This is a genomic window from Monashia sp. HAY1-11D, from assembly GCF_056868035.1.
On record NZ_CP200320.1, the window covers coordinates 4,191,060 to 4,203,777 of the forward strand.

9 protein-coding genes are annotated in these 12,718 nt (G+C 73.8%); all 9 read right to left on the bottom strand.

The genetic code is table 11. The features are described from left to right. Window positions 1-163: 163 nt before the first annotated feature. Genes AC1VM9_RS19390 through AC1VM9_RS19430 form a run of 9 tightly spaced genes read right to left on the bottom strand, consistent with a single transcriptional unit; the run spans window position 164 to window position 12,364 of the window. Complete coding sequence (locus AC1VM9_RS19390) at window positions 164-931, bottom strand: cell division protein FtsQ/DivIB (RefSeq protein ID WP_483123740.1); 768 nt, start codon at window positions 929-931, stop codon at window positions 164-166. Further along, window positions 931-2,415: a UDP-N-acetylmuramate--L-alanine ligase gene (murC, locus tag AC1VM9_RS19395; protein ID WP_483123741.1), complete on the bottom strand. Its 1,485-nt coding sequence runs from the start codon at window positions 2,413-2,415 to the stop codon at window positions 931-933. Before murC ends, AC1VM9_RS19390 begins: the two co-directional genes overlap by 1 nt. Continuing rightward, complete coding sequence (murG, locus tag AC1VM9_RS19400; protein ID WP_483123742.1) at window positions 2,412-3,527, bottom strand: undecaprenyldiphospho-muramoylpentapeptide beta-N-acetylglucosaminyltransferase; 1,116 nt, start codon at window positions 3,525-3,527, stop codon at window positions 2,412-2,414. Before murG ends, murC begins: the two co-directional genes overlap by 4 nt. Further along, the gene (gene ftsW, locus AC1VM9_RS19405; protein ID WP_483123743.1) at window positions 3,524-4,891 is read right to left on the bottom strand and encodes a putative lipid II flippase FtsW; all 1,368 of its coding nucleotides are present in this window, start codon (window positions 4,889-4,891) and stop codon (window positions 3,524-3,526) included. Before ftsW ends, murG begins: the two co-directional genes overlap by 4 nt. A gap of 19 nt (window positions 4,892-4,910) precedes the next feature. After that, a complete protein-coding gene (gene murD / locus AC1VM9_RS19410; RefSeq protein WP_481339035.1) occupies window positions 4,911-6,401 on the bottom strand; it encodes a UDP-N-acetylmuramoyl-L-alanine--D-glutamate ligase in 1,491 nt (496 codons plus the stop codon). After that, window positions 6,398-7,483, bottom strand: a complete 1,086-nt coding sequence (gene mraY, locus AC1VM9_RS19415) for a phospho-N-acetylmuramoyl-pentapeptide-transferase (RefSeq protein WP_481339037.1) — start codon at window positions 7,481-7,483, stop codon at window positions 6,398-6,400. Before mraY ends, murD begins: the two co-directional genes overlap by 4 nt. After that, window positions 7,480-8,904: a UDP-N-acetylmuramoyl-tripeptide--D-alanyl-D-alanine ligase gene (locus AC1VM9_RS19420; protein WP_483123744.1), complete on the bottom strand. Its 1,425-nt coding sequence runs from the start codon at window positions 8,902-8,904 to the stop codon at window positions 7,480-7,482. The genes mraY and AC1VM9_RS19420 overlap by 4 nt, the downstream gene beginning before the upstream one ends. After that, the gene (locus AC1VM9_RS19425; protein ID WP_483123745.1) at window positions 8,901-10,568 is read right to left on the bottom strand and encodes a UDP-N-acetylmuramoyl-L-alanyl-D-glutamate--2,6-diaminopimelate ligase; all 1,668 of its coding nucleotides are present in this window, start codon (window positions 10,566-10,568) and stop codon (window positions 8,901-8,903) included. The genes AC1VM9_RS19420 and AC1VM9_RS19425 overlap by 4 nt, the downstream gene beginning before the upstream one ends. Window positions 10,569-10,579: 11 nt before the next feature. Continuing rightward, window positions 10,580-12,364 (bottom strand): peptidoglycan D,D-transpeptidase FtsI family protein, encoded by a 1,785-nt coding sequence (locus AC1VM9_RS19430; RefSeq protein WP_481339042.1) that lies wholly within the window; start codon window positions 12,362-12,364, stop codon window positions 10,580-10,582. Window positions 12,365-12,718: the final 354 nt, after the last annotated feature.

The following is a 12,718-nucleotide window of genomic DNA, read 5'->3' on the forward strand; positions in this document are numbered from 1 at the left end:
GACTCGCGGCGTGTCGCCAGGGCGATTGGGCCTTTTGCGACGGCATCTGCACAGCAGTCACACCGGCACCATCAACCTCGCTGGACCCCGCCGGCACCAAGCAGCGTCCCCACTGTGCCACGGCACCGGCGGCTCGATACGGGAGGGTCACCCGGGTCACGGGTCAGCGCGTCACGGGCGAGTCGGGCACGCTGACGTCGATGGTGCTGCCGGGCTGGCCGAGGAGCACGGCGACGAGCCGGGCCTTGCGCTCACCGTCCCCCGGACCGCCCCACACGACGGTCTTGCGCTTCGACGTCGACGTGACGGTGAAGCTCACCTGGTCGGCGGCCGAGACCGTCACTCCCGAGACGTCGCCCCGTACCGACGCCGGCAGCGACGTGAGGGCCTGGAGGGCGGCAGCGACGCCGGCCTTCGTCACGGTGTCGGTGCTCGAGCGCACGAGGGGCACACCGTCGGGGGCTGCGTCGACGGTCCGGAAGGCGAAGCCGGTGGCGTCGACGAGGTCGACGCTGCCCTCGGGGGTGCGCACGGCGAGGACGGCCCGCCGCGGTGTGACCGCGACGACGACGGTGTGCGGCAGGCTGCGCGAGACGGACACGTCGTCCCACGCCTTGGCCGCGACGAGGCGCTGCTCGGCCGCCCCGGTGTCGACCCGCAGCAGCGGACCCCCGAGGGGCACGGCCGCGACTCGGCGGACGTCGGTGGCGGCCGCTCCCGTGACCCCCCGGACCTCCACCCGCGTGGCCGTCAGGAACTCGCTGAACCAGCCGACCCACGCGAGGAGGCAGAGCACGAGCAGCAGGCCGACGCCGACGGCGGCGAGCAGACGCGGGCGACGCCGCGCCGCTGCGGCCCGCCGCTCGAAGCGGGCGCGCGAGGAGGACAGCCCGCGCCCGGCGAGCTGACGTCCCGGCGACCGATCGAGCATCAGGCCTCTCCCCCACCCAGGGCGAGCAGCACCTCGGGTCCGATCATCGTCACGTCACCGGCCCCGACGGTGAGGACGAGGTCGCCCGGACGGGCCCGGGCGGCGACGTGGCGGGCCACCTCCGACCACGAGGGCACGTAGTGGACTTCGGCCTCCGGGCGGGCCGCGAGGACCGCGTCGGCGACCAGCTGCCCCGTGACGCCCGGCAGCGGGTCCTCCCGGGCGGCGTAGACGTCCATGACGACGACGACGTCGGCGGGCGCGAGCCCGGCGCCGAGCTCGGTGGCGAAGTCGCGGGTGCGGCTGTACAGGTGCGGCTGGAAGACGACGACGAGGCGACCGGCGCCCTCGACGAGGCGTGCGGCCGTCTCGACGACGGCGGTGACCTTGCCGGCGTTGTGCGCGTAGTCGTCGACGACGACGACGCCGCCGGCCTCGCCCTTGGGCTCGAAGCGTCGTCGGGTCCCGGTGAAGCCGGCCAGGCCGTCGAAGACGGCACCGGGGTCCAGGGCCAGGCCGTGGACCGCCGCCGCGTACGCCGCCGCCGCGTTGAGGGCGTTGTGCCGCCCGGGGACGGCGAGGGTCATGGTGCGCTCGGCGCCGGCGTCCGCGACGATCACCGACGCGGTGAGGCCGTCCTGCCGGTGGTCGCGCAGGACGACGTCGGCCCCGTTCGAGAAGCCGTACGTGACGACGCGGGTGCCGGCGGCACGGGCGCGCCCGGCCAGCGCGGCCGAGCCGGCATCGTCCAGGCAGGTGACGAGCAGGCCGCCCGGCGCGATGGTCGCCACGAACGCGTCGTACGCGGCCTGGACGACCTCGAAGCTGTCGTAGAAGTCGAGGTGGTCGGGCTGCACGTTGGTCACGACCGCGATCTCGGGGTGGTAGACGACGAACGAGCCGTCGCTCTCGTCGGCCTCGACGACGAAGACGTCGTCGCGGCCGTCGTGGGCGTTCGTGCCGTGCTTGGCCAGCTCGCCGCCCACGGCGAAGGACGGGTCGAGGCCGCAGCCCTGCAGGGCGACCGTGAGCATCGAGGTCGTCGTCGTCTTGCCGTTGGCCCCGGCGACCGCCACGGGACGCCGCCCGTGCATGAGGGAGGCCAGGCCCTGCGCCCGGTGCAGGACCGGCAGGCCCCGCTCGCGCGCCGCGACGAGCTCGACGTTGTCCTCACGGATCGAGCTGCTCATGACGACGGCGTCGGCGCGCTCCTGGTGCGCGGCGTCGAACCCGACCCAGACGTGCGCGCCCTCGCTCTCGAGCGCCTTGAGCACCGGGACGTCCTTGGCGTCGCTGCCGGTGACGGGGACGCCACGGGCGAGCATGATGCGGGCCACGCCCGACATCCCGGCCCCGCCGATGGCGAGGAAGTGGACACGGCCGAGGTCGGCGGCATCGGGCACCTCCGTGCCGAAGTCGAAGCGGGCGGCGGCGAACGGCTCGGCCACGGTCGGCGTCCGGCGCCCGGCCGGCCTGCCGGTCACGCGGGCACCCCGGCCCGCGCCGCGGCGTCGTCGACCATGTCGGCGAGCCGTTCGTCGGCGGCACGCTCCCCGAGCGTCGCGGCCGCCGCGGCCATCCGCTCGAGGCGGGGCCGGTCGGTGGCGAGCGCGACGAGCTCCGAGCCGACCCACGCCGCGGTGAGGTCGGCGTCGTCGACGAGCAGGCCGCCTCCTGCTGCGACGACGTCGGCCGCGTTGAGCCGCTGCTCCCCGTTGCCGATGGGCAGCGGGACGTAGACGGCGGGCAGGCCGACGGCGGTCAGCTCGCAGACGGTGTTGGCCCCCGCGCGAGCGACGACGAGGTCGGCGGCGGCGTAGGCCAGCTCCATGCGGTCGGCGTACGGCACGACGACGTACGGCGCGCCCCCGTCGGGCACCGCGACGTCGAACTCCTTGCCGAGCCCGGTGATGTGCAGCACCTGGACGCCGGCGAAGCTCAGCCGCCGGACGTTCTCCCGGAAGGCGTCGTTGAGCCGCTGGGCCCCGAGCGAGCCGCCGGTGACGAGGACCGTCGGGGCCGACGCGTCGAGCCCGAACCCGGCGAGGGCCTCGCCGCGGCTCGCGGCCCGGTCGAGGGTGGAGACGGCGCGACGCAGCGGCATGCCGATCCGGGTTGCGTTGGGCAGCGAGGTGACGGCGAACGTCGTGGCGACGTGGGCGGCGAAGCGTGCCCCGAGCCGGTTGGCCAGCCCGGCCCGGGCGTTCTGCTCGTGGATGACGACGGGGACGCCGCGGCGCCGGGCGGCCAGGTAGGCCGGGGTGCTGACGTACCCGCCGAACCCGACGACGACCCGCGCGCCGGTGTCGTCGATGGCCGCCCCCGCGGCGTCGACGGCAGCCTTGAGCCGGCGGGGCAGCCACAGGAGGTCACCGCTCGGCCGGCGCGGCAGCGGCACCTTCGGCACCACCCGAAGGTCGAGCCCGTGCGCCGGCACGAGGCGCGCCTCGAGTCCCTCGGTGGTGCCGAGGGCCGTGACGCGCACGTCGGGGTGCCGGCGCCGGAGGGCGTCGGCCAGGGAGAGCAGGGGCGACACGTGGCCGGCCGACCCCCCACCGGCGAGCAGGACGGAGGTGGGCGAGGACAGGTGGATCACCGACTTCTGCGAGAGGACAGGGCGCGGGTGCGCGAGGGCAGCACCGCGAGCGACCGCCTGATCATCCCGCGTCGGGACTCGAGCAGCGCACGGCACCCCGGTTCGTTGCGGGCGAAGGACAGCAGGATGCCGAGGGCGAGGAGGGTCGTGACGAGGGACGAGCCGCCTGCCGAGACGAGTGGCAGCGGCACGCCGATGACCGGGAAGAGGCCGATGACGGCACCGATGTTGATGATCGCCTGCCCGATGAGCCAGGCCATGATGCCCGAGCCGGCGACCCGCACGAAGCGGTCCTGGGTGCGGCTCACGAGGCGGAAGCACGCCCAGGCGAGGATGCCGAACAGGAGCAGGATCATCAGCGTGCCCGGCAGGCCGAGCTCCTCGCCGATGATGGCGAAGATGAAGTCGTTGTGGGCCTCGGACAGCCAGGCCCACTTCTCCTTCGAGGCGCCGAGGCCGACGCCCCACCAGCCGCCGTCGGCGAGGGCGTACATGCCGTGGACCGCCTGGCCGCACCAGCCGTCGGGGTTGGTGTTGCACGCCGGGTCGAGGAAGTCGGTGATGCGCTTGACGCGGTTGCCGCTCGTCGCGACGAGCGCCGCGACACCGGCCGCCCCGAGCACGCCGCCGACGACGAAGACCCGCAGTGGGGCCCCGGCGACCGCGAGGACCGCGGCGATGACGACGAGGAACACCATGGCGGTGCCGAGGTCGTGGCCGGCGAGGACGAGCGCCAGCACGACCGCGCTGATGGGCACGAGGAAGGGCAGCACGACGTGCAGGACGCTCGACATCCGCGCGGACTTGTTGGCGTAGATGGCGGCGCCGGCGAGGACGAGCCCGACCTTGGCCAGCTCGGAGGGCTGGAACTGCACCGGGCCGAGGGCGAGCCAGTTCTGGTTGCCGTTGACCGAGACGCCGAGCGGGATGACGGCGGCGAGGAGGAGGACGGACGCGACGAGCGAGGGCATCGCGAGGCGCTTCCAGCGCTTGACGTCGAACCGGCTCGCCACGGCGGCCGCGACCCCGCCGAGGACGGCGAACAGCAGCTGGCGGGCGAAGACGGTGTAGGAGGCCTTGTCGGCCAGCAGCTGCTCGACGCTCGAGGCGCTGAAGACCATGATGAGGCCGATGACGACGAGGGTCGTCGTGGCCCCGAGGATGAGGTAGTAGGTCGTCAGGGGCGACTCCAGCTTGGCGATGATCGGCAGCGACCGGGTGCCCCCGGACCGCCCCGCCTCCTCGGCGTGCGCCTCCGCGCGCGCCCGGGCCCGCTCCTTGGCGGCCTGCGCCGCCTGGGCCCGCTGCGCCGCCGACCCCTTGGCGGCCGCACCCTTCGACCGGGACGAGGTCGTCGTGCTCACCCCGTGCTCACCCCCGCACTCACGCGTCGCCCCCGCTCCCCCTGGCGTGCCGGCGGACCGCCTCCTCGAAGGCGTCGCCGCGCGCACCGTAGTTCGTGAACATGTCCATGGACGCCGCCGCCGGGGCGAGCAGCACGACGTCGCCCGGCTGGGCGAGGCGTGCGGCGTGCGTCACGACGCGGTCCATGACCCCAGTGTCCGTGTCGGCGACGTCGACGACGGGGACATCCGGCGCGTGTCGGGAAAGGGCCTGGGCGATCTGGTCCCGGTCGGCTCCGATGAGCACCACCCCGCGCAGCCGCGAGGCGACGTCCTCGACGAGCGCGTCGACGTCGGCGCCCTTCAGCAGCCCACCGGCCACCCACACGACGGAGTCGAACGAGCGCAGGGCCGCCGCGGCCGCGTGCGGGTTGGTGGCCTTGGAGTCGTTGACGAACCGGACGCCGCGGACGGTGGCGACCTCGGCGATGCGGTGCCGGTCGGGCCGGAAGCCGCGCAGCCCGTCACGCACCGCGATCGGGCCGACGCCGTAGGCCCGCGCCAGGGCGGCCGCCGCGAGGGCGTTGGCGACGTAGTGCGGCGGCGGGGGCGGGCCGTCGCCCTGGAGGTCGGCGAGCGTGCACAGCTCGGCCGCCGAGCGCTGCCGCTGCTCGACGAAGGCACGGTCGGCGAGGACGTCCTCGACGACGCCGACCATCGACGGGGCCGGGATGCCCAGGGTGAAGCCCACGGCGCGACAGCCCTCGACGACGTCGGCCTCCATGACGAGCTGCTCGGTCTGGATGTCGGCGACGTTGTAGACGCAGGCCAGGTGGGTGTTCTCGTAGATGCGGCCCTTGGCCCGCAGGTACTCGGCGTAGCCGCCGTGCCAGTCGATGTGGTCGGGCGCCACGTTGAGCACCGCCGACGCGACGGCGGACACCGACCGCTGCCAGTGCAGCTGGAAGCTCGACAGCTCGACGGCGAGGACGTCGTAGGGCTCGGGGTGCAGGACCGCCTCGAGCAGCGGGGTGCCGATGTTGCCGGCGGCCGCGGCGCGCAGGCCGGCGTGCTGCAGGATCGAGGCGAGCATCTGGACCGTCGTCGTCTTGCCGTTGGTGCCGGTGACGGTGAGCCACGGCGCGGCGCCCTCGGCAGGCCGCATCCGCCAGGCGAGCTCGACCTCGCCCCACACCGGTATCCCGGCCGTGGCCGCGGCCAGCATGAGCGGGTCGTGCGGGGGCACGCCGGGCGAGGTGACGACGAGCTCGGTGCCCTCCGGCGGGGTCACGACGTGCTCGGGACCGAGGCGCACGTCCACGCCGAGGATCTCCAGGATCGTGGCCCGCTCGCGGATGGCGTCGGTGGCGTCGCGGGACACGGCGGTCACCCGGGCCCCGCGCTCGGCCAGCACGTCGGCGGCGGCGAAGCCGGACACGCCGAGGCCGACGACGAGGACCTCGATGCCGCTCCAGTCGGCGTCGCGGTGGGTCAGGCCCTCACGGGGCTCGTAGGTCGGGTCGAACGTCATTGGGAACCCACCACCCACTCGGCGTAGAAGAAGCCCAGCCCGAACGCGACGAAGAGGCCGGCGACGATCCAGAACCGGACGACGACGGTCACCTCGTTCCACCCGACCATCTCGAAGTGGTGGTGCAACGGCGCCATCCGCAGCACCCGTCTGCCCGTCAGCTTGAAGGAGGCCACCTGGGCCACGACCGAGAGGGTCTCGAGGACGAACATGCCGCCGAGGATGATGAGGAGCAGCTCGGTGCGGGTCGTGATGGCCAGGCCCGCGAGGGCCCCGCCCAGGGCGAGGGACCCGGTGTCGCCCATGAAGATCTTAGCCGGCGTCGCGTTCCACCAGAGGAACCCGAAGCAGGCGCCCATCCCGGCCGCCGCGACGAGCGCGAGGTCGTGGGAGTCGCGGACCTCGTAGCACTTGATGCCCGGGTTGGTCTGGCAGTTCTGGTTGAAGGTCCAGATGCTGATGAGGACGTAGGCGCCGAAGACCATCGTCGAGACGCCGGTGGCCAGGCCGTCGAGGCCGTCCGTCAGGTTCACGCCGTTGGAGGCGCCCGCGATCATGACGTTGGCGAAGACGACGAACAGGATGACCCCGACCACCGAGCTGCCGGCCAGCGCGAGGCTGATGTTCGTCTCGCGCACGAAGGAGACGAGCAGCGACGCCGGGGTGCGGTACTGGTCGTTCGGGAACTGCACCGCGAGCACGGCGAAGACGACGCCGACGAGCGTCTGGCCGAACAGCTTCTGCTTCGAGCGCAGCCCGAGGCTGCGCTGCTTGCTGATCTTGATGAAGTCGTCGAGGAACCCGACGAACCCGAGGCCGCCCATGAGGAACAGGACGAGCAGTCCGCTCGCCGTGGGCGGGTTGAGGGTGAGCAGGTGGGCGAAGAGGTAGGCGCCGAAGGTCGCGGCGATGATGACGGCCCCGCCCATCGTCGGGGTCCCACGCTTGGTGTGGTGCGAGGTCGGGCCGTCGTCGCGGATGAACTGGCCGTAGCCGCGCTTGACGAGGAACTTGATGAACAACGGGGTGCCGAACAGCGAGATGAGCAGCGAGATGGACGCCGCGAGGAGGACGCCCTTCACCGCGCGGCTCCCTGGACCGCCGCCGCCGACGTCGACGCCGTCGGGCCGGCCGGCAGGGGGATGCCGGCGAGCCGGTCGCCGAGCCAGCGCAGGCCGCTGTCACGGCTGGACTTGAGCAGGACGACGTCACCGGGCCGCAGCCGCTCGACGAGCAGGTCGTGCGCCGCGTCGGCGTCGGGCACCCACGCGGCGCCGGGGAACGCGTCGGCGATGGGCCGCGCGCCCTCCCCCACGACGACGAGCTCGTCGATGCCGCGCGCGGCCGCGTGCTCACCGACGCCCCGGTGCTCGGCGGCGCTGCCGGCACCGAGCTCGAGCATGCCGCCGAGCACCGCCCAGCGGCGGCCGGGCGCGGCCATCGCGGCGAGGGCGTCGAGGGCGGCGCGCATCGAGTCGGGGTTGGCGTTGTAGGCGTCGTTGACGACGACGACGCCGTCGGGGCGCTCGGTGATCTCCATGCGCCAGCGGCTCACGGCCTCGGCGGCGCACAGGCCGGCTACCACCTGGTCGAGGGTCAGGCCGAGCTCGAGGGCGGCCGCGGCCACGGACAGCGAGTTGCCGACGTGGTGGGCGCCGCTCTGGCGCAGCGAGACCCGTGCGGAGCCCTGCGCCGTGACGAGGGTGTACGAGGGCCGTCCGCGGTCGTCGAGGACGACGTCCTCGGCGCGCACGTCGGCGTCGGGGGCGAGGCCCACGAGCACCACGCGCGAGTCGAGCCCGTGGGCCATCGCGCGCACGAGGGGGTCGTCGGCGTTGAGGACGCTGACACCCTCGGCCGGCACGGCGCGCGGCAGCTCCGACTTGGCGAGGGCGATGTTCTCCTTCGAGCCGAACTCGCCGACGTGGGCCGTGCCGACGTTGAGGACGATGGCGACCTGCGGCGGCGCGATGCCGGTCAGGTACGCGATGTGCCCGACGCCCCGGGCCCCCATCTCGGCGACGAGGAAGCGCGTCGTCGGGGTGACCCGGCAGACCGTGAGCGGTACCCCGATCTCGCCGTTGAGCGAGTTGACCGGCGCGACGGTCTCGGCGACGGTCGACAGCACCGAGGCGAGCAGGTCCTTGGCGCTCGTCTTGCCCGACGAGCCGGTGATGCCGACGACGCGCAGCTCCGGCGCGCGGTCGACGACGCCGCGGGCCACGCGGCCGAAGGCGGTCTGGACGTCGTCGACGACGACGCAGGGCACGCCGTCGACGACGCGCGAGGTGAGCGCGGCGACGGCACCTGCGGCGAGGGCCGCGCCGACGTAGGCATGCCCGTCGGCGTGCTCGCCGACGCGGGCGACGTAGAGGCTGCCGGGGGCGCACTCGCGCGAGTCGGTGCTCACGGGGCCGTCGACGACGACGGTCTCGGGCGCGTCGGTGCCGTGGACGGTGCCACCGGTGAGGTCGCGGACCTCGGCCAGGGTCAGGGCGATCACGCGGTCACCCCCGGCCTCGTCGTCGGACGGGTCGTCGTCGGACGCGTCGAGGTGACGGCGGCGAGGGCGGCGCGGACGGCGTCGCGGTCGTCGAACGGGTGCTTCACTCCGTGGATCTCCTGACCCTTCTCGTGTCCCTTGCCGAGCACGACGACGGTGTCGACGTCCTCGGCCTGCTCCCCCGACCCGACCACCGCGAGCGCGACGGCCTCGGCGACGGCGCTCGCGCGCGCGCCACCGTCGATGATCTCGGACGCCGTGGCGTCACCGGACGCCACCTGCGCCCTGGCTCCCTCGACGACGGCCGCGCGGATCGTCGCGGGGTCCTCGCTGCGAGGGTTGTCGTCGGCGACGACGACGACGTCGGCGCGACGGGCGGCGGCGGCGCCCATGGCCGGCCGCTTGCCGCTGTCGCGGTCACCACCGGCCCCGAGCACGACGATGAGACGGCCCCGGGTGCTCGGGCGCAGCGCGGCGAGGGCTGCGTCCACGGCGTCGGGCGTGTGGGCGAAGTCGACGACGCAGCGTGGCGTGCCGTCGCCACCGGGGGCCACGACCTCCATGCGGCCCGGCACGACGGGGGGCACGGCCATCGCCGCCTCGACGTCGGCGTCGGACAGGCCGACGGCGAGCAGGGCGAGCGCCGCCAGGGCGGTGTTCGCGACGTTGAAGTGTCCGGGCAGGTGCGACACCAGGGCGATGCCGCGTCCGGAGGCGTGCTCGCGCAGCGTGAAGGCGCCGCCCTCGGCCTCCTCGACGCCCCAGTCGGCCCTGGCGACCTCGGTGGTCGACAGGGTCGTCACCGGGACGCCGGCCTCGCGGGCCAGGCGCACACCCCAGGCGTCGTCGACGCAGACGACACCGGACCGCGAGCGCCGCGGGGTGAACAGGGACGCCTTGGCGGCGAAGTAGGCCTCCATCGACGGGTGGAAGTCGAGGTGGTCCTGCGAGAGGTTGGTGAAGAGCGCGACGTCGTAGACGACACCGTCGACCCGGTGCAGGGCGAGCGCGTGGCTCGACACCTCCATGACGCAGGCGTCGACGCCACGCTCGCGCATGACGGCGAGCAGCGCGTGCAGGTCGGTGGCCTCGGGCGTCGTGCGCACAGAGTCGACGTGGTCGTCACCGATGCGCGTCTCGACGGTGCCGATGAGGCCGGTGCGCGAGCCGTGCGCGCGCAGGGCCGACTCGACGAGGTAGGCGGTCGTCGTCTTGCCGTTCGTACCGGTGATGCCGATCATCGTCAGCGCCGCCGAGGGGTGCCCGTACACGGTGGCCGCGACGTCCCCGAGGACCGCACGCGGGTCCCCCGAGACGAGCACCGGGACCGCCGGCAGGCCGGCCTGCGCCACGGCGGCCTCGACGAGCCCGCGCCCCTCGGCGTCCGTGAGGACCGCGAGGGCGCCCGCAGCCACGGCGTCGGCGGCGAAGCGGGCGCCGTGGACGTTGAACCCCGGCAGGGCCGCGTAGAGGTCTCCCGGCAGGACGCTGCGGCTGTCCAGCGTCACGCCCGTCACGACGACCGAAGCAGCGTCGGATGCGGCGTCGGATGCGGCCTCGGAAGCGGCGTCGGCGGCGCCCGTCCGGCTCGTCAGGTCGCCGAGGGCGCCGAGCACACGCAGTGGCACGCCCGACGTGGCGGGTCGAACGGTGGAAGGTGACACGTCATCCCAACTTACAGGCCATCCCGCTGGGCCCGCGCATTGCTGATGACCGTGGGGTCGCTCGCGGACAGCGGCTTGTCGGCCCACACGTGGTAGTCCAGGTTCGACTTCGGGCTCGGTGGCGCACCGGTCCGCTCGAGGATGTAGGTCATGATCTGGTTGAAGACCGGCCCGGCGAGCATGCCACCGAACATGCCGGCCGACGGCTTCTGGATGAACACGGCGACGACGTACTTGGGCGCCTCCGCCGGGGCGTAGCCGATGAAGGAGGCCGTGAAGCCGTTGTACCGGCCGAGCTTCTCGTCGTACCGGTCGGCGGTGCCGGTCTTGCCCGCGACCCGGTAGCCCTTGATGCGGGCTGCGCTCGCGGTGCCGTTCTGCCCGGTGACCTCCTCCATCATCCGCGACAGCTTGACCGCGGTGTCCTGCGTGACGACGCGGCGCGGTGTCGTCGGGGCGGACGGGATGAAGGTGCCGCTGTCGTTGTAGACCCCTTCGACGAGCGACGGGGGCACACGGACGCCCTTGTTGGCGATGGTCTGGAAGACACCGGCCTGCTGGATCGCGGTGACCGCGTAGCCCTGGCCGAACAGGATCGTGTAGCGACGGCTCGAGACCCAGTCCTTGGCTCCGGCGAGCAGGCCCGCCGACTCGCCCGGGAACCCGACCGGCGTCTTCTGGCCGACGCCGAACTTGCGGTAGTAGGCCTCCATGACGGCCGGCGGGACCCGCTCACCGATGAGCATCGTCCCCATGTTCGAGGACTTGGCGAGCACGCCGGTGGCCGTCATGTTCTCGACCCCGTGGGGTTCGTTGTCCTTGAACCGGACCCCGGCGCGGGGCAGGCGCTCGGGCACGATGACGCCGGTGTCGGGTGTGATGACACCCTCCTCGAGTGCGGCGGCCATCGTCATGAGCTTGCCGGTGGAGCCGGGCTCGAAGGCGACGTTGAAGGCCTGGTTCTCGAGGTTGGACGCCTTGGCGTCGGCGAGGTCGTTGGGGTCGAACGTCGGGTAGCTGGCGGCCGCGCGGACCTTGCCGGTGGCGACCTCCAGGACGACGGCGGTCCCCGACTCGGCGCCGACCGCGGTCACCTGCTTGGCCAGGGCGTTCTGGGCGTACCACTGCAGGTCCGCGTCGATCGTGAGCCTGACGTTGCGGCCGTTGACGACCGGGGTGTCGGTGCGCTGCGAGCCCGGGATGATGTAGCCGTCCCGGGCCCGCTCGGCCACCGACCGGCCCGGCGTGCCCGCAAGCGTCCGGTCGAGCATCTGCTCGACGCCACCGGCACCGGTCTGGTCCGAGGGCAGCACGTAGCCGACGAGCTGGCCGAGGGCCATCGAGGTCGGGTAGACGCGCTGGGCCGTGCGCTCCCCGGTGATGCCCGGGACGCCGAGGGCCCGGATCTCCCGGTACACGGCAGGGTTGACGTTGCGCGCGAGGACGACGTAGCGGGTCCGCTCCCGCGTCAGCAGCGGCGTGAGGTCGGCGGTGCTGCGTTGCAGGAGTGGCGCCAGGACCTCGGCGGCCTTCGCGACGCCGTCGGCGGTGCAGTCACCGGCGACCTTGACGAAACAGCCGATGATGGTGGGGTCGGCGGCGATGGTGTAGCGGTCGACGGACTGCGCCAGCACCTGGCCCTTGGTGTCGAGGATCTCGCCGCGCATCGCCGGGGTCGTCTGCGTGACGAGGCGCTTGCTGAGCGCCGCCGTCTGGGTGGCCGAGGCGTCGAAGGCCTGGATCCGCAACAGCTGCCCCGCGAAGATCGTGAAGACGAAGAGCGTGGCGACGAACATGACCCGCGCACGGCGGCGCGGGTTGACCTTCGAGATGCGCAGCGGGCGACGGGGCCTGCTGCGGCGGGCCGCCGGGGCGCGACGCGGCGCCGCTCCCCGTCCGGTGCCGGTCGGGTTCGGACGCCCGGTCGGACGCCCACGTCCGGTCGGACGTTCGGTCGGACGTTCGGTCGGACGCGGCGACGTCGTGGCGGCCTTGGGGCCGGACGTGGTGCCGTCGCCGGCCGAGCGCCCGGGCCGCGGGGTAGCCGCCCTCTGGGTACCCCCGCTCGGGGTACCCGCACGCGGGGCCCCGGCGCGGGCTGCCCCCGCGCCGGGAGCACCCTGGCGGGGGGCCTGCCGGCTCGGCGTCCG